The following is a 17,337-nucleotide window of genomic DNA, read 5'->3' on the forward strand; positions in this document are numbered from 1 at the left end:
GGTTCAGACCAGCTTCTTGAGCAGCTCAGCCTTCTTGGCGTCAAACTCTTCCTGGGTCAGGATGCCCTTGGACTTGAGTTCGCCCAGCTTCTCCAGCGTTGCCATGACCTCTTCGGGCTTGACGCCCACCGGTGCAGCGGCGGCCTGCGCCGCTGCGGCCGCCGCAGGGGCCACCGGAGTCTGCAGGCCCTGCTGCAGGTTTTGCGCCAGCACCTGGCCCAGCGCCACGCCCGCGCCCAGGCCCATCGCATCGCCCGCAATGCCGCCACCACCGCCACTGGCTTCGGCGAACTTGGGAATGGCCTGCGCGGTCTGGTACTGCATGAACTTGGCCATGTCGTTGCCGACCATGCCCATGCCGATCTTCTGGTCGAGGATCTTTTGCAGCTCTTCGGGCAGCGAGACGTTCTGCACCGTGAGAGATTCGATCAAGATGCCCAGCTTGGCAAAGATGGGTGCCAGTTCCTTGACCATCGCCTCCGCAAACATCACCTGGTTGGCCGCCAGGTCGAGGAACGGCAGGCCGCTGCCCGCAATGGCGTTGCTGATGTTCTGCAGCACCAAGCCGCGCAGCTGGCCTTCCAGGTCGGCCACGGGGTAGGACTCGCGCGTGCCCGAGATTTCGGTGTGGAAGGCCTTGGGGTCGGCAATGCGGAAGGCGTAGTTGCCGAACGCGCGCAGGCGCACGGCGCCGAAGTCCTTGTCGCGGATGGTGATGGGCTGGGGCGTGCCCCACTTCTGGTCGATCTGCTGGCGTGTGCTGAAGAAGTACACATCGCTCTTGAAGGGGGACTCAAAGAGCTTGTCCCAGTTCTTCAGGTACGTGAGCACCGGCAGCGTCTGCGTGGTGAGCTTGTAGGTGCCGGGGCCGAACACGTCGGCCACCTGGCCTTCGTTCACGAAGATGGCCATCTGCGACTCGCGCACCACCAGCGTGCCGCCGTTCTGGATTTCCATGCCCGCCATGGGGAAGCGCCAGGCCAGCGTGCCGTCCCCCTCTTCGGTCCATTGAATGATGTCAATGAACTGTTTCTTGATGAAGTCCATGAGGGCCATGTGTGCTCCCAAAGCAAAAGAGGGGGTTGAAAAGAGCGGCCATCATAGCAACGGGGGCATGGCGCGGAGCGGCTTTTTTTGAGCCCCATCGGTGAACTGGTTCACGCGCCGGACCAGTTTGGTTGGCATGGCGCCGCCCGACCGGGATGCATGGCCGCTTGATAGTGGCTATCTCCGGCTTAGTCATGATCAATTAGCCAACGCTATTGAGAACTACTACCATTTCAACATCCCTGCTCACCACGGCAGGCCCTGATGACGAAGTGAAAAGGAGTCCGCCATGTCCCACATCCGCCGCGCTGCCCGCCAGAACAAAACCATGCTGATGAAAACAGGCAGCTACTACGTGATCCACATTTGCGTGGCGGCCCTGGTGGCCTATGCCGTCACGGGCAACCTGTGGGCCTCGCTCACGCTGAGCCTGCTGGAGCCCACGGTGCAGGCGGTGGCCTTCTTCTTCCATGAAAAGGCCTGGGACCGGGCTGCGCGGCGCGGCGCTAACGACGCCACACAGGCACCCAGACCAGCCGCCTTGCAGGCCGTTTGAACCACCGTCTGAACCACCCGTACGAAGGAGCCCCCATGTACAGCATTCCCTTGCGCAGCCGCACCGCTACCGGCTTGGCCTTTCAACGCTGGCTCGTTCACCGGCTGGCCGGGCTGGTTGTAGCCAGCTGAGGTCGCCCGAGGCCACTCCAGCGCTGGCGCTGAAAACAACAATGCCCCGGCTGGCGGGGCATTGTCGGGAGCGCGGGAGAAACGACTCAGGCCTTTACGTCCAGCAGCGAGCCCATCATTTCGTCTTGTGCCTTGATGGTCTGCAGATTGGCTTTGAAGGCGTAGGTGGCCGACATCTGCTCGACCGCCTCCTTCTCCAGCGCCACGCCCTCGGCCTCTTGCTGGCGCTGCACGGTGGCGCGCACGCCAGCGCTGTCGGCGGCCTCTTCCTGCGCCACCACCTGGCGGCGGTAGTTGGGGGTGTTCATGTTGGCCACGTTGTTGGCCGAGGCATCCAGCCGCAACTGCGCGGCCTGCAGGCCGGAACTGCCAATCGAAGAAATGGTTGCCATGGTGTGCCCCGCTCAAAAGCGCCAAAGAGCTGGCATTGTCTGCCTGCGCCGCGCTGCGGGCAAGTCATCAACCATGGGCCTCCAGTAGGCATTGTGCAAACGCCTGTGCCGCCCTCGGCGGTTGCGGCGACTTGCGCAGCACGCTCACAAACTGGCAGCGGTAGTGGAATTGCGCGGGCAGAACGGCCTGCATGAGCCCCTGGCGCTCGAAGCCTTCGGCATAGTGGTCGGGCAAAAAGCCCAGGTAGCGGCCTGAGAGGATCAGCGTGGCAATCGACTCCTGGTCGAACCCGGTGGCCTTGCGCGGCAGGCGGGTGCTGTGGCTCAGCTCCATGTTGGGCGAGTGGTAGCCCAGACCCGCAAACTGGTAGGCGCGCAGGGATTCCCAGGTGAGCGCGGCATGGTCGGTGCCGTACAGCGGGTGGCGCGCACCGCAGTACAGCAGCATGGTTTCGGCAAACAGGTCTGCATAGACCAGGCTTTGCGACGTGCGGTGCGCCGGGATGATGCCCACATGGAAGCTGCCGTCGATCAGCCCACGCTCGATGGCCGGGATGGACGCCACATGCATCTGCAGGCTGACTTCGGGCGCTTGGCTGGCAAACAGCGCAATCGCATCGCCAATGTGCGCGGCCGGGTTGCTGGCCGTCTTGTCGAACACCGCCACCTCCAGCCGCCCGCCCATGCGGCGGTGAATGTCGTCGATGCTGCTGCGAAAGGCGTCCACGGCCGACAGCAGGCGCAGGGTTTCGTCGTACACGCGCTGCCCCTCGGCCGTGAGGGCAAAACCGGCCCGGCCCCGGCGGCACAAGGTGAGGCCCAGGCGGGTTTCCAGGTCCTTCATGTGGCGGCTGACGGTGCTGGTGCCGATGTTCAGCTCCAGCTCGGCGGCCGACATGCCGCCGCACTCGACCACGCTCTTGAAGACCTGCAAGAGGCGCAGGTCCATGTCGCTGAGCTGGCCCAGTACGGCGCGGTGCTTGGGGGAAGGGTGGGGTGGAGGTGTTTTTACTTGCATAAACCGTCAAGTAAACATTGATATTGGAGTATTGGAGAGATTAACAGGCAGCGCAACAATGCCCTACGTCAAGCCCCAGACCGCTGGGGTTGCCCGCTTTTTGTCGCCGCCTTTGCACTGGAGAACCCCATGAGCTTCGTCAACATCGAAAAACCCGCCGCTGGCGCCGAAGGCCCCCGCATGGACGCCGAATGGCTGGACGCACACTGGATGCCCTACACGGCCAACCGCCAGTTCAAGGCCAACCCGCGCATGATCGTGGAGGGCAGCGGCGCCTACTACACCGACGCGGACGGTCGCAAGATTTTTGATGGCCTCTCGGGCCTGTGGTGTGCGGGCCTGGGCCATGGCCGCCGCGAGATCGCTGAGGCCATTGGCAAGCAGGCGATGAAGCTGGACTATGCGCCCGCCTTCCAGTTCGGCCACCCCCTGTCGTTCGAGCTGGCCAACCGGGTCAAGGAGCTGACGCCTGCGGGCCTGGACTATGTGTTCTTCACCGGCTCGGGCTCCGAGTCGGCCGACACCTCGCTGAAGATGGCACGCGCTTACTGGCGCAACAAGGGCCAGGCGAGCAAAACCCGCCTGATCGGCCGCGAAAAGGGCTACCACGGCGTGAACTTCGGCGGCATCTCGGTGGGCGGCATTGTTGCCAACCGCAAGATGTTCGGCCAAGGCATCGAAGCCGACCACCTGCCCCACACCCAGCCGCCCGCTGGCTCGTTCCACAAAGGCATGCCGCCCACGGGCAAAGAGCTGGCCGACCGCCTGCTGGACGTGATTGCACTGCACGACGCATCGAACATTGCCGCCGTGATCGTGGAACCTTTCTCGGGCTCGGCCGGTGTGGTGATCCCGCCCGTGGGCTACCTGCAGCGCCTGCGCGAGATCTGCACGCAGAACAACATCCTGCTGATTTTTGATGAAGTGATCAGCGGCTTTGGCCGCAGCGGCGCGTGGACCGGGGCCGAAGCCTTTGGCGTGACGCCCGACATCCTGAACTTTGCCAAGCAGGTGACCAACGGCGCGCAACCGCTGGGCGGCGTGGTGGCCACCAAGGAGATCTACGACACCTTCATGGCGGCGGGCGGCCCGGAGTACATGCTGGAGTTCGCGCACGGCTATACATACTCGGCCCACCCCGTGGCCTGCGCGGCGGGCATTGCGGCGCTCGACATCCTGCAGAAGGAAGACATGATCGGCCGCGTGAACGCGCTGGCGCCGTACTTCGAGCAAGCCGTGCACAGCTTGAAGGGCGCCAAGCATGTGGCTGACATCCGCAACTTTGGCCTAGCTGCTGGCTTCACCATTGCCGCGCTGCCGGGCGAGCCGGCCCGCCGCCCCTATGAAATTGCGATGAACTGCTGGAAGAAGGGCTTTTACGTGCGCTACGGTGGCGACACCATCCAGCTGGCGCCGCCCTTCATCAGCGAGAAGGCCGAAATCGACCGCCTGATCAACGCACTGGGCGATGCCCTGGCTGAAACGGCGTGATGACACACCCCCGGCCCTTGCGCGGTGGCCGCTGGCCTGGCGCGCGCCGTTTCATCCGCCAGCGGGAATACTCCTGATTCAATAGCTGCTAGCGCTTTCTAGATAAGCGCTAGCGGCACTTTTTACCCATATTTTTGCCATGAACCACGACAAGAACGTCACCACCACCGTCGGCCACCTGATCGACGGCCAGATCGTTGCGGACACGGCGCGCACGCAGCCAGTGTTCAACCCCGCCACGGGCCAGTCGACCACCAGCGTGGCGCTGGCCAGCAAGGCTACTGTGGAGGCCGCCATTGCTTCGGCCGAAGCCGCCTTCCCGGCCTGGCGCAACACGCCGCCCCTGAAACGCGCCCGCGTGATGAGCAAGCTGAAAGTCCTGCTCGAAGAAAACGCCGACAAGATCGCCGCCCTGATCACGGCCGAACACGGCAAGGTGCTGGCCGATGCACACGGTGAGCTGCAGCGTGGCATTGAAAACGTCGAATACGCGAGCTACGCGCCCGAGCTGCTCAAGGGCGAGCACAGCCGCAACGTGGGCCCCAGCATCGACTCGTGGAGTGAGTTCCAGGCGCTGGGCGTCACCGCAGGCATCACGCCGTTCAACTTCCCGGCCATGGTGCCGCTGTGGATGTGGCCCATGGCCGTGGCCTGCGGCAACACCTTTGTGCTCAAGCCCTCGGAGCGTGATCCGAGCAGCACGCTGTTCATCGCCCAGCTCGCGCTGGAAGCGGGCCTGCCGCCCGGCGTGCTCAACGTGGTCAACGGCGACAAGCTGGCCGTCGATACGCTGCTGCAAGACCCGCGCGTGAAAGCCGTGAGCTTTGTGGGTTCGACCCCGATCGCTGAATACATCTACGCCGAAGGCTGCAAACACGGCAAGCGCGTGCAGGCCCTGGGCGGCGCCAAGAACCACGCGGTGCTCATGCCCGACGCGGACGTGGACAACGCCGTGAGCGCCTTGATGGGCGCGGCCTACGGATCGTGCGGCGAGCGCTGCATGGCCATCCCGCTGCTGGTGGCCGTGGGCGACGCGGTGGGTGACGCCGTGATCGCGGGCCTGAAGACCGAGATCGCCAAGATGAAGGTCGGCCCCGGCACCGACAACAGCAACGACATGGGCCCGCTGGTGACCAAGCCGCACTTCGAGAAGGTGAAGGCCTATGTGGACAGCGGCGTGGCCGAAGGCGCCACGCTGGTGGTGGATGGCCGTGGCGTGAAGGTGGCGGGCCATGAGGAAGGCTACTTCCTGGGCGCGTGCCTGTTCGACAACGTCAAGCCCGGCATGAAGATCTACCAGGAAGAGATCTTCGGCCCCGTGCTCGGTGTGGTGCGCGTGAAGACCCTGCAGGAAGCCATGCAGCTCATCAACGACCACGAGTACGGCAACGGCACCTGCATCTTCACGCGCGACGGCGAGGCTGCCCGTTACTTCACCGACCACATCCAGGTGGGCATGGTGGGCGTGAACGTGCCCCTGCCCGTGCCGGTGGCTTACCACTCGTTCGGCGGCTGGAAGCGCAGCCTGTTCGGTGATCTGCACGCCTATGGCCCGGACGCCGTGCGCTTCTACACCAAGCGCAAGACCATCACCCAGCGCTGGCCCAGCGCCGGTGTGCGCGAGGGCGCGGTGTTCAGCTTTCCGAGCAGCCGATAGAGCGCAGCGCGCGCTCAGGGCCTGTTCAAAGTCCCTCCGAGGGGGTGAGAGGCCCGGGGAGTGCGTTCGCGTGTGTGAAATGCCTCTTGCAGCATATTCGTTGACCGCTCCCGTGTTGCCGTCATAGTATTCCTGGGCCTATCACTCACTAATGGAGGAGAACTCATGGACGCATTTATGGGGATGATCATGCCGGTCGGTTTCAACTACGCGCCGCGCGGCTGGGCGTTCTGCAACGGGCAGACGGTTCCTATTCAGCAAAACTCAGCCATGTTTGCCTTGCTGGGAACCACGTACGGGGGGGATGGCGTGAACACCTTCGGCCTGCCGGATTTGCGGGGCAGGGTCCCCGTCGGATCACAAGCCGCTGGACCAGGATTGACCCCCATTGCACAAGGCGAGAAGGCGGGTACCAACACCAACACTGTGATTGGCACAGGCTCGGCGACGGTGACACTCAATGCCTCGAATCTGCCACCGCACACGCACCCGGCCACCTTCGACCCCGCAGGGCTCACGGGCACAACGCATTTGCAGGCGTCCACGGGCACCACGGGCACCAGCACGGCTCCCGCCAATGGCTCTTTCCTCAGCGCATCGCCGAGTGGCCCGAGCAGCGCGTCCATCTACTCACCGACCGCAACGGGGCCGGTCAACCTGGGTGGTGTCAGCACCACCATTGGTGGCACAGGCGCGGTGACGGTGGGCGCCAATACCGGCGGCCAGCCGTTGGCCGCCCCCGTGACGACCACAGCCATGGTGTCCAACATGCAGCCGTATCTGGGCCTTAACTACATCATTTGCATGGAAGGCATCTTCCCGTCGCGCAACTGAGATCGTTGGACGGTCTCGCGCAATCAGTGCGGCCGTCGCTGCGAGCCGCGTGCGGCGTGGGCAGCTATGCGGTTGCCGCATAGCTGCACTGGGGCACCTGGTCTGGGGCATGGATTGTCTGCAGCCAGGTGGCCAGCAAGCGCCGCAGCTTGTTCTGCGGCCCCGGCGCACAGCGATCTACTTCCAGTGTGTCCCCGTTGTCGATGCAGGATTCGCCCCACGGATGGCCTTGCCTGCAAGCGCTACGCAGTCAGGCACATTTCCCCCGTCGAAGATGGCTTCAACAACGGAGCGATTGTGCTGGCAGGTCTCACAACGAAGCGCTTCTCCAGATCATCTGCACGAAAAGATCGTCTTCGGTCACGGAAGTGAATCCGCATTTTTGATACAGGCACTGCGCTGGACCGTTGTATCGCCCTACCGCCAGACACAGTGGCAGGCCCTGCGCTGCTGCATGGCGCTGCAGCGCAGCCAACGCAGCCATTGCAGCGCCGCTGCGGCGAGCTGGCGGCGCAATGGCGATATCCACCAGACGCAATTGTTCGGGTGAGGCGTCTACCACCATGCGCCCTATTGGATGGCCGGAACGCAGCAGTACCAACTGGCGGGCCAAGGGGAACTGGTGACGGTAGCCGGTCTCCTGTGCATTGAACTGCATGGCTATCAACTGCTGGAGCAGCGCGAGGTCGGGGATGGCCTGCCGGAGGTCATCGCGGGTGGATAGATAGAGTTCCAGCAGAAAAGGCTGATCGTCGTCGGCCCTCTCACGCAGGGCAAATGGTTCAGATAGCAAATACACAGTGGATTCTCGGCTGTAGGATGTTGAGTGGGTCGTGGATACCAGCCCATTCTGGCAACTCAATGGCCTGTATCCAACCCTTTTGTGATCCCTCAACACACGCCATCGATGAGCACCACTTTTGAATCCGTCAACACCCTGGTGGGCAGTCCCTTCGTCGCACTGACACAGCATGGCCCTGTGGAGCTGGTTTTGGTAGAAGCTACCGAACGGGCGCGCGGCCATTTGCCAGAGCAATTTCGGACACCGTTCACACTGCTATTTCATGGACCAGATGCTCCAAGGCTTTCTCAGGCAACGTACACCCTGAGCCACCCGCAATTGGGAAGTGTGCAGTGGATGCTGGTGCCCAGCATGCCGGATACGCGCTCGCCGAACATCGCCCGCTATGAGGCGCTGTTTGGCTAACAGCTTGCCCCATGGGAAGCACCGCTAACGATAGCGCCCGCTTCGATCTGTTGCCCGCAGGATCTGGAAACGAACTGAAAACCGTCGATGACAGAAGGACCGCTGCAGTCCATTTCTGCGGTCTTTTTTCCGTATCTCGGCCATGGACTGCGCTGACCGCAAAACAGCCCTGGTTGGGAACGATTGTGGTGAAGCCCACGGTTTAGCAGCTTGAAGCCCAGGCTGGACGGGCTTGAAGCGGAGGTCCAGACCACTTCGGCAGCGGTTGCGTAAACGTTGCACCTCGCGCTGGAGCGATCCGCCGCATTCCAACCCAGACGGCAAAGCTGAATTTCCCATGTAAGCAGATTCGCTTACTAGGGTTTTTACCGAACGCGGCCTACAATCGCCCACCCTTACGAAAGCTGACAACCTGCGCCGGACCTGCTTGAACCGGCGTGGCATTGACACCCCAAGCTGGAGACAATTGAATGCCCGAAAACACCACGGCCCAGAACAACAACGATTCCGACAAGCGCGCCCAGTTGCGCCGTGCCGCTCTCGAGTACCACGAGTTTCCCAAGCCCGGCAAGATCGCCATTGCCGCCACCAAGCAGATGGTCAACCAGCATGACCTGGCGCTGGCCTACTCGCCCGGTGTGGCCGCACCTTGCGAAGAAATCGTCAAGGATCCGGCCAATGCCTTCCGCTACACCTCGCGCGGCAACCTGGTGGCCGTCATCACCAACGGCACTGCCGTGCTGGGCCTGGGCGACATCGGCGCGCTGGCCTCCAAGCCTGTGATGGAAGGCAAGGGCGTTCTGTTCAAGAAATTCGCCGGCGTGGATGTGTTCGACATCGAGATCGATGAAAAAGACCCCCAGAAGCTGGTGGAAGTGATCGCCGCGCTGGAGCCGACCTTCGGCGCCATCAACCTCGAAGACATCAAGGCCCCCGACTGCTTCTACGTGGAGCGTGAGTTGCGCAAGCGCATGAAGATCCCGGTCTTCCACGACGACCAGCACGGCACGGCCATCACGGTGGCAGCAGCCATCGTGAATGCGCTGAAGGTGGCGGGCAAGAAGATCGAGGAGGTGAAGCTGGTCACCAGCGGCGCGGGTGCAGCGGCGCTGGCCTGCCTGAACCTGTTGCTCAAGGTGGGTGTGCAGCGCAAGAATGTGTTTGTCACCGACCTGGCTGGCGTGGTCTACGAGGGCCGCGAAGAGCTGATGGACGACGACAAGCGCCAGTTCATGCAAAAGACCGACTCGCGCAAGCTGGCCGAGGTGATGGTGGGCGCGGACGTGTTCCTGGGCCTGTCGGCGGGCAACGTGCTCAAGCCCGAGATGGTGGCCACCATGGCCGAGCGCCCGGTGATCTTCGCCCTGGCCAACCCCAACCCCGAAATCACGCCCGAGCTGGCGCACAGCGTGCGCAGCGACATCATCATGGCCACGGGGCGTTCGGACTACCCGAACCAGGTCAACAACGTCCTGTGCTTCCCGTACATCTTCCGTGGCGCGCTGGACTGCGGCGCCACCACCATCACCGATGAGATGGAGATTGCCGCCGTCCACGCGATTGCCGAGCTGGCCCAGGCTGAGCAGAGCGAAGTGGTGGCTGCAGCTTATGTGGGCGAGAAGCTGTCGTTCGGCCCCGAATACCTGATCCCCAAGCCGTTCGACCCGCGCCTGATGATGAAGATTGCGCCGGCCGTGGCCCAGGCCGCCATGGACAGCGGCGTGGCCCAGCGCCCCATCACCGACATGGACGCGTACCGCGATCGGCTGCAGACCTTTGTCTACGCCTCCGGCACGACGATGAAACCCATCTTCGACGCAGCACGCACCGCCGCCAAAAAGCGCGTGGCCTACGCCGAGGGTGAGGAAGAACGCGTGCTGCGCGCCGCGCAGATCGTGGTGGACGAGAAGGTGGCCCGCCCCACGCTGATCGGCCGCCCCGCCATCATTGCCCAGCGCATCGAAAAGTTTGGCCTGCGCCTGAAAGAAGGCGTGGACTACGACGTGGTCAACACCGACTTCGACCACCGCTACCGCGACTTCTGGCAGACCTACCACCGCATGACCGAGCGCAAGGGCATCACCCAGCAGGTCGCCAAGATCGAAATGCGTCGGCGCCTCACGCTCATCGGCGCCATGATGCTGCACAAGGGCGAGGTGGACGGCCTGATCTGCGGCACCTGGGGCACCACGGCCAACCACCTGCTCTACATCGATCAGGTGATCGGCAAACACGCGGGCGGCGCCGACAGCACTGCGCAGGATGTGCCGGTATACGCCTGCATGAACGGCCTCATGCTGCCCGGGCGCCAGGTGTTCCTGGTGGACACGCACGTCAACTACGACCCGACCCCCCAGGAGCTGGCCGAGATCACCGCCCTGGCTGCCGAGGAAATGATGCGCTTTGGCGTCAAGCCCAAGGCCGCGCTGCTGTCTCACTCCAACTTCGGCACCAGCAACCACCCCAGCGCCGTCAAAATGCGCCAGACGCTCGAACTGCTGCGCCAGCAAGCCCCCTGGCTGGAAGTGGACGGTGAAATGCATGGCGACGTGGCGCTGGACGGCAAGGCCCGTGCGGCCCTCATGCCCAGCAGCGAACTGACGGGTGACGCCAACCTGCTGGTGTTCCCCAACATCGACGCAGCCAACATCGCCTACAACCTGCTCAAGACCGCCGCAGGCGGCGGCATCGCCATCGGCCCCGTGCTGCTGGGCGCGGCCAAGCCGGTCCATATCCTGACGCCCAGCGCCACCGTGCGCCGCATTGTGAACATGACAGCACTTACCGTGGCCGATGCCAACGTGTCAAGATAAGCCAAAAATTGATAGCAAGCGCTAACTTAAAGAGCTTGTTTTTCCCTTCAGCGTCTGCCCAATCTTTGTGCAGACGCTTGCTTTTTGGGGGCCGTTGAGCGACACTAGCGGCTCGAAATTTCGGGTTAACCCGTAGTTTCTGAAAGGTTCGTTGATGCTGAAGGCTGTAGCCACCCGGGCGCGCAAAGCAGGGTTTTTGTGTGTTTTGGGTGTTGCGTTCGTGTTGTCCCCGGTAGCGGGGCATGCCCGGAACTCCCCGTCCACCGACGGCTCCATCCCCCCTATCGCATTGGCCGAGTTGCCGCCCCAAGGGCGGGCGACGTATGCGCTGATCCGTGAAGGAGGGCCCTTTCCGTATGACAAGGACGGAACAGTTTTTGGCAATCGCGAGCGGCTGTTGCCCGCCCACAAGCGGGGCTACTACCGTGAGTACACCGTCAGAACACCAGGATCGCGCAACCGGGGAGCCCGGCGCATTGTGTGTGGCGGCAAGCCCCGGGTTCCGGACGCCTGCTACTACACCAGCGATCACTACGCCAGTTTTCGCGAGATCGTCGAGTGACCCCCGTTGCGCTGCACGCAGGCCAGAGATACGCTGGCAGCGGTAAGCGCACCCCCTTGAATCCCCCACCCGCAGGCTGCATCCCGCAGCCCTGCGAAATGCCAGAAGTTTGTGGACTTTAAAAAGAAAGAGTAGCGGAGATGCAGACGCCACTTCGTAAAGACCTGGAAACGCCACTGCGTGGCGTGCGCACCAACATCGTGCAGTCCATTCGCGCTTTCCGCGTGCAGGACCTGCAGGATGCGGCCACCTCCATGGGTCACCATTTCTTGTACGCCAACCTGGCCCACGCGCAGTCCAAGCAGGATGTGCTGGACCTGATTGCCGGGCAATTCACCTTCCCGTCGCACTTCGGCAAGAACTTTGATGCGTTGTACGACTGCATGACGGATCCCTTGCATAAATCGGGCCCGCAGCCTGGTTTCATCGTGGTGCTGGAGCAGATCCCCGCCACGGGCAAGTTCGACAAGGAAGCGCGTGAACAACTGCTCGATATCTTCCGCGACGCCGCCGACTACTGGGGCGACCGCAAGATACCGTTCCGGTGTTTCTATTCTTTTCTGTAGCCCGTTCTGCATCCACCAGCCAAGCAGAACGGGCGAACGAGGCTACCGGCACCCAACAAGGTGTCGAGGGCATTGAAATCGGCACGGATTCCGCCGAAAAAATGCCGACCGACAAGCTTGTCGATGTCTCCCCGATGGCGCTGCGCATGAGCAGCCCTTTCAACGCGGGTTACTGGCTGAGCGCTGCATAGGGTTCATCCCCCTGAGGCGCTGCGCGCCTTCCCCCTTCTCTCGAATTGCTGAGCAATTCGGGAAGGGGGACACCGCCAGCGCGGCGGGGCGGCCCTTGCGCGGCGGTCGCTGGTATGGGGCGCGCCAGTTACGAGCGCTTTCTAGGCAAATTAGGCTCTAGCGCTTATCCGGCAAGCGCTGGCAGCTATTGATTTATGAGCACGCCTGCGCCAGTGCCACAAACTCGGCCACAGGCACTTCCTCGGCGCGGCGCTGGGTGTCGAAGGTGCCGGCGAACTGGCGCGCTTCGAGCCAGCGGCCCAGGGTGTGGCGCAGCAGCTTGCGGCGCTGGCTGAAGGCGACCTGCACCAGTTCTTCCAGCAGGGGCACCGACAAACGCGCAGGCTCTGCGTGCGGCACCATGCGGACCACGGCGCTGTCCACGCGTGGGGGTGGGTCAAAGCTCTCAGGCGGCACGAACAGCACGTTTTCCATGGCGTAGCGCCACTGCAGCATGACTGACAGGCGCCCATAGTCGCTGGTGGCGGGCTTGGCCACCATGCGGTCGATTACTTCCTTTTGCAGCATGAAGTGCTGGTCTTCAATCACCTGCACATGGTCCAGCAGGTGAAACAGGATGGGCGTGGAGATGTTGTAGGGCAGGTTGCCCACCACGCGCAGCTTGAGGTCGGGCAACGCGGCTTTCTCGCGCATGGCCAGTGCCAGCGCGGTGAAGTCCACCTTGAGCACGTCGGACTCGATCACTTCCAGCTGGCCGTGCAGACGCAGGCGCAAGGCCAGATCGCGGTCCAGCTCGATGACCGTGAGGCGCCCCAAGCGCTCGACCAGGGGCTGGGTCAGCGCCGCGAGGCCCGGCCCGATCTCAACCATGGGCTGGCCCGGCTGGGGTGCAATGGCCTGCACGATATCTTCGATGATGCCCTTGTCGGACAGAAAATGCTGCCCGAAGCGCTTGCGGGGGATGTGTTTCAACGCGTGCTTACCTGTCTGATCATCGATCGGTCACTGCGGTGGGTCGCGGTATTCGACATACGCGCGTCCGCGCAGCTCCTGCGCCCAGGTGGCGTAGGCCTCGTCCAGTTTCTTCTCGCGCACGGTGTCGCGCGCCATGTCGCGCTGCTCGCGCTGGGTGAGCTTGGCCTCGCGGCGCTCCAGCAGCTGGATCAGGTGCACGCCGAAACGCGAAACCACGGGTTCGCTGATGTCGCCGGGCTTGAGGGCGTTCAGGGCCTGCTCGAACTCGGGCACATAGCGGCCGGGGGTGGCCCAGCCCAAGTCGCCACCTTCCTTGGAGCTACCGTCCTGCGAGTGCTCGCGGGCCAGCGCCGCAAAATCGGCCTGCCCCATCTGCACACGGCGGCGGTAGTCGGCCAGGCGAGCGGCGGCGGCGCTTTCGGAAAGTTGCGGCCCCGTGCGCAGCAGGATGTGGCGGGCATGGTTTTGCACCACCGTGGTGGGCACACCAGCCGTGACTCGCTCGATCACCTTGAGCACGTGGAAGCCCGCTGGCGAGCGCACGGGTCCGACGATGCTGCCCACGGGCAGACCCAGCGTGGAGTTCACAAACAGCTCGGGATACCGGTCGGCCGGGCGCATGCCCAGTTGGCCGCCCGCGCGCTGTCCCTCGGGTGCATCCGAAAACTCGCGGGCCACGGCCGCAAAGTCTTCCCCCGCGCGCACCTTGTCGGCCGCGCGCTGGGCGCGTGCCTGGCGCTCGGCCACCTGCACGGGGCTCGCGTTCTCGGGCACCAGCACCAGCACATGGCCCAGGTTGATCTCCATCGAAGCGACGTCGTTGCCCTTTTGCTGCTCGCGCAGGTACTGGTCGATGTCCAGGTCGGTGACTTTCACGCGCGCCTCCACCTCGCGCTCGCGCAGGCGCTGCAGCAGCAACTGGTTGCGCAATTCCTCGCGGAAGCGCTCCTTGCCCATGCCGTCCCGCGCCAGGCGGCGGTAGAGGTCATCGACCGACATGTTGTTCTGGCGGGCCACGCCCTGCTCGGCCTGCGACACGGCGTAGTCATCCACCTTGAGGCCCGATTCCTTGGCTTGCTGCAGCTGTGCGCGCTCCAGGATGATGCGCTCCAGCACCTCGCGCGCCAGCAGCTCCCGGGGCGGCATGGCACCCCCTTGCTGGGCCAGCTGGGCTTCGGCGCGGGCCAGGCGCGCGCGGACCTCGTTGTTGGTCACGGGCTCGGAATTGACCACGGCGACAATGAAATCCGCCTGCCGGGGTGCCGAGCTGCTGCTACCACTCGCCGTTTCTGCAGGCAGCGTGGTCGATGGTGCGGCCGCCGGGCGCGCCGTCAGCCCTTTGCCCGACGGTGCGCCGGAAGGGCGCAGCCCTTGGGCCAGGGCGCCCTGGGAGAGCAGGGAAGCCAGGGTGGCAATGGCCAGTGCAATGACACGGTGATTCATGGCGTTAAGCGTAGGAGCGTTGGGCGTTAGTCGTAGTTGCTGAAACGGCTGGGCGTTGTGACCTGCTCGCGCAGGTTCTGGTAACGCGGCACATTCTGCTTGAAGGTGTCCAGGGGGCTGGAGCCCAGGCTCAGGCGCGAGAAGCCGACGAACTCGATCTGGAACAGCAGGCGGGTGTTGGAGGTGGTCACGCTGCTTTGCAGGCGCTCCAGCACCACACGGCCAATCCAGCAGCAGCTGTCGTACTCCAGGCCGACCACGGTGTCCACCAGCTTGCGGTCCTGCAGGCTGTAGTTCAGGCGGCCTACGCTGTACCAGCGCCCGCCGCCCTGGCCACGGCCTGCGCCCAGGTCTTTGCCCTTGTCGCCCCACAGGTCGTTCAGCGGCCACTGCCAGCCGATGTCGATCTGCTCGCTGGTGCCACGCTGCAGGCGGTAGGCCGCGCTCACGGTGCGGTAATTGCCGGGGCTGTAGCGCGCGCCGATGGTCGAGCGGATGGAGCGCCCCGTCTTGGGGTTGTACTGCACGGTGGAGTCAAAGCCCCACTGGGGCGTCCAGCTGATACCCGCGCCCAACAACAGGTCCGACAGGCGCTCGCTCACGGGGGTACCGCCGGGCAAGGTGACCTTCTGGTCCGAGAACCGCAGCCGCTGGGCAATGCCAAAGCGTGCGGCCTCGGCGCCCGTGTTCGGGTCCAGCAGCCGGGTGGTCACGCCCAAGGTGAGCAGGTTGTTGTCGGCCAGCCGGTCGTTACCCCCGAAAGCGTTCTCGGTGTAGATGGTGGCGAAGTTGAAATCATTGGCCGCCGTGTCGTACACGGGCAGCATGCTCTGGTCACGGTAAGGCGTGTAGGTGTAGAACGCGCGCGGCTCCAGCGTCTGCAAAAAGCCGCGGCCAAAGTAGGCGGCATCGCGTTCGAACACCAGCCCGCTGTCCAGGCTGAAGGTGGGCAGGGTGCGGTTGGCTGAACGCTGCCCGTTGGACAGCGCCGAGTCAAACTGGTACTGCGTGGCGTGCAGTTGCAGGCGCGGGGTCACGAAGCCACCGGGCGCCAGAAACGGCCGACTGATCTGCGCCATCGCATAGCTGCGGTTGGCATTGGGCTGGCCTGTCAGCTCGCGGGCGGCCTGGAAGCGGGTGGTGTCCAGCTCCACGCTGGCATCGAGCCCGCCACCCAGCTGCGACGGTGCATAGCGCCACTGCAACTGGGGCAGCCGGTCATACGGCGGCACGATGGGCGAGGTCACGTCCTGCAAGGTCTGCCACTTGAGGGTGCGCACGCTGGCGGACATGTCATTGCGCGCCCACGACAGCGTGGCGTCGCCCGGCAGCAGGCGCTGGCGCAGCAGGTCAGAAGCCCGGCCAAAGTCGCGCCAGTAGTTGTCGTCGCTCACGCGGTTGACGTTCAGATTGAGCCCCAGCCCGCCCATCGGCGTGTCAAAGGCGCCCTGGTGCTGGCCCGAAAAGCTCCAGCGCATGCGGTCGCGCAGGCGGTCGGTGGGCATCACATCGGCACTGATCTGGCCGGTGTAAGTGGGCTCCAGGTAGCGGAACTCGCCCCCCAGGTTGGCGCCGCGCTTGGTCATGAGTGCCGCGCGCAGCGTGGCGTCGCGGTTGGGTGCGATGTTCCAGTAGTAGGGCTGGATGTACGCCACCCCGTCGCGGCTGTCCAGCCCGATGGTGGGCGGCAGCAGGCCGGACTTGCGCTTGTCCGACAGCGGGAAGGTGATGTACGGAATGGGCAGCACAGAGACGCCCTTGAACTCCAGCACCGCGTCTTCGGCGGTGCCGACCTCTTCCTCGTTGTCGATGCGAATGGTGGCGGCGCGCAGCACCCAGTCGGGCTGCCAGCTTTCTTCATTGCCGCGCTCGCAGGTGGTGTAGGTGGCGTTGTGCACCACGGCACGGTCGCGGTCGATGAAATCCACGCGCGTGGCGTCGCCGTGCGCCTGCGTGGCCAAAAATTGGTAGCGGGCGTCGCTGAAGAAACCCTCAAAGGCATCCACCCGCAGCTCCAGCGCCGTGCCTTCGTACACGTTGCCCGCGCGGTTGATGCGCACCTTGCCGTTGGCCTTGGCCAGGTCTTCGGGCACGTTGTAGTCCAGGCGGTCGGCACGGATCACGGTGTCGCCCCGGCGCAATTCGGCATTGCCTTCGATGACGGCGTTCAGGTCGGTCTGGCCGCTGATCCGGTCCCCCGTCACAAAAACGGGGAGCTGGGGCCGGACCGCCTCGGGAATCTTTTCCTGAAGCAGGGGCGAGGTGCGAAGCGCAGGGGGTGCATCCCAGGCGCTGGCAGGGGGGGCGGCGTCAGGCGCCTGCGCCAGCACGGAGAGCGGCAGACCGCACCAGGCCAGCGCCACGCCATAAGCCAGGGCCCGGGGTACGGGAGCGCGCAGCCGCTCGGGCTTCGCCTTGGCGGACCGGGGCCGGAGGGAGGATGTCTGCACGGT

At 64.2% G+C, this 17,337-nt stretch carries 16 protein-coding genes; 9 read left to right on the forward strand and 7 right to left on the reverse strand.

Features of this window, described 5'->3' with window-relative positions; all coding sequences use genetic code 11:
- Window positions 1–3 precede the first annotated feature (3 nt).
- Window positions 4–1,056, reverse strand: a complete 1,053-nt coding sequence (locus EXV95_RS15940) for an SPFH domain-containing protein (RefSeq protein WP_121508904.1) — start codon at window positions 1,054–1,056, stop codon at window positions 4–6.
- 280 nt (window positions 1,057–1,336) lie between these two features.
- On the opposite strand from EXV95_RS15940, the gene EXV95_RS15945 reads away from it, so the two are divergent.
- On the forward strand, window positions 1,337–1,603 hold the full coding sequence (locus EXV95_RS15945; RefSeq protein WP_176887586.1) for a DUF2061 domain-containing protein: 267 nt from the start codon (window positions 1,337–1,339) through the stop codon (window positions 1,601–1,603).
- 217 nt (window positions 1,604–1,820) lie between these two features.
- Here the strand turns inward: EXV95_RS15945 and EXV95_RS15950 are convergent, their stop codons facing one another.
- Both EXV95_RS15950 and EXV95_RS15955 read right to left on the reverse strand, forming a co-directional pair.
- Window positions 1,821–2,126 carry a flagellar basal body protein gene (locus tag EXV95_RS15950; protein ID WP_055398029.1) on the reverse strand — a complete coding sequence of 102 codons (306 nt, stop codon included), beginning with the start codon at window positions 2,124–2,126 and terminating at the stop codon, window positions 1,821–1,823.
- A 67-nt stretch (window positions 2,127–2,193) separates the two neighbouring features.
- Entirely contained in the window at window positions 2,194–3,144 is a 951-nt protein-coding gene (locus tag EXV95_RS15955; protein WP_055398026.1) for a LysR family transcriptional regulator, read from the reverse strand.
- A gap of 129 nt (window positions 3,145–3,273) precedes the next feature.
- Between EXV95_RS15955 and EXV95_RS15960 the strand changes: the two genes are divergently transcribed.
- From EXV95_RS15960 to EXV95_RS15970, 3 genes are all read left to right on the forward strand, one after another.
- Entirely contained in the window at window positions 3,274–4,635 is a 1,362-nt protein-coding gene (locus tag EXV95_RS15960) for an aspartate aminotransferase family protein (protein WP_055398024.1), read from the forward strand.
- 139 nt (window positions 4,636–4,774) lie between these two features.
- Window positions 4,775–6,292, forward strand: coding sequence for a CoA-acylating methylmalonate-semialdehyde dehydrogenase (locus tag EXV95_RS15965; protein ID WP_176887587.1), 1,518 nt, complete (start codon window positions 4,775–4,777; stop codon window positions 6,290–6,292).
- A gap of 165 nt (window positions 6,293–6,457) precedes the next feature.
- Complete coding sequence (locus EXV95_RS15970; RefSeq protein WP_176887588.1) at window positions 6,458–7,126, forward strand: phage tail protein; 669 nt, start codon at window positions 6,458–6,460, stop codon at window positions 7,124–7,126.
- Window positions 7,127–7,436: 310 nt separating this feature from the next.
- Here EXV95_RS15970 and EXV95_RS15975 read toward each other — a convergent pair whose 3' ends face one another.
- Entirely contained in the window at window positions 7,437–7,925 is a 489-nt protein-coding gene (locus EXV95_RS15975) for a GNAT family N-acetyltransferase (protein ID WP_176887589.1), read from the reverse strand.
- A gap of 108 nt (window positions 7,926–8,033) precedes the next feature.
- Here EXV95_RS15975 and EXV95_RS15980 point away from each other — a divergent pair, with 108 nt between their 5' ends.
- The 5 genes from EXV95_RS15980 to EXV95_RS16000 all read left to right on the forward strand — a co-directional run bounded on the left by EXV95_RS15980 (window position 8,034) and on the right by EXV95_RS16000 (window position 12,465).
- Window positions 8,034–8,333 carry a hypothetical protein gene (locus EXV95_RS15980; protein ID WP_176887590.1) on the forward strand — a complete coding sequence of 100 codons (300 nt, stop codon included), beginning with the start codon at window positions 8,034–8,036 and terminating at the stop codon, window positions 8,331–8,333.
- A gap of 470 nt (window positions 8,334–8,803) precedes the next feature.
- Window positions 8,804–11,146 (forward strand): NADP-dependent malic enzyme, encoded by a 2,343-nt coding sequence (locus EXV95_RS15985; protein ID WP_176887591.1) that lies wholly within the window; start codon window positions 8,804–8,806, stop codon window positions 11,144–11,146.
- A 154-nt stretch (window positions 11,147–11,300) separates the two neighbouring features.
- On the forward strand, window positions 11,301–11,708 hold the full coding sequence (locus EXV95_RS15990) for a ribonuclease domain-containing protein (protein ID WP_055398013.1): 408 nt from the start codon (window positions 11,301–11,303) through the stop codon (window positions 11,706–11,708).
- A 140-nt stretch (window positions 11,709–11,848) separates the two neighbouring features.
- Window positions 11,849–12,274, forward strand: coding sequence for a barstar family protein (locus EXV95_RS15995; protein WP_010464776.1), 426 nt, complete (start codon window positions 11,849–11,851; stop codon window positions 12,272–12,274).
- Window positions 12,253–12,465 carry a hypothetical protein gene (locus tag EXV95_RS16000; protein WP_147433275.1) on the forward strand — a complete coding sequence of 71 codons (213 nt, stop codon included), beginning with the start codon at window positions 12,253–12,255 and terminating at the stop codon, window positions 12,463–12,465. Before EXV95_RS15995 ends, EXV95_RS16000 begins: the two co-directional genes overlap by 22 nt.
- Before the next feature lie 193 nt (window positions 12,466–12,658).
- On the opposite strand, the gene rsmA is transcribed toward EXV95_RS16000, so the two are convergent.
- From rsmA to EXV95_RS16015, 3 genes are read right to left on the reverse strand one after another with little or no spacing between them, the layout of a single operon-like run.
- Window positions 12,659–13,438 carry a 16S rRNA (adenine(1518)-N(6)/adenine(1519)-N(6))-dimethyltransferase RsmA gene (gene rsmA / locus EXV95_RS16005; RefSeq protein WP_176887592.1) on the reverse strand — a complete coding sequence of 260 codons (780 nt, stop codon included), beginning with the start codon at window positions 13,436–13,438 and terminating at the stop codon, window positions 12,659–12,661.
- A gap of 30 nt (window positions 13,439–13,468) precedes the next feature.
- Window positions 13,469–14,884, reverse strand: a complete 1,416-nt coding sequence (locus EXV95_RS16010; RefSeq protein ID WP_176887593.1) for a peptidylprolyl isomerase — start codon at window positions 14,882–14,884, stop codon at window positions 13,469–13,471.
- 26 nt (window positions 14,885–14,910) lie between these two features.
- Window positions 14,911–17,283: an LPS-assembly protein LptD gene (locus EXV95_RS16015; RefSeq protein WP_176889072.1), complete on the reverse strand. Its 2,373-nt coding sequence runs from the start codon at window positions 17,281–17,283 to the stop codon at window positions 14,911–14,913.
- Window positions 17,284–17,337 lie beyond the last annotated feature (54 nt).

The sequence above is a fragment of the Acidovorax sp. JMULE5 genome, from assembly GCF_013376875.1.
GTDB classification, from domain to species: domain Bacteria; phylum Pseudomonadota; class Gammaproteobacteria; order Burkholderiales; family Burkholderiaceae_C; genus Acidovorax; species Acidovorax facilis.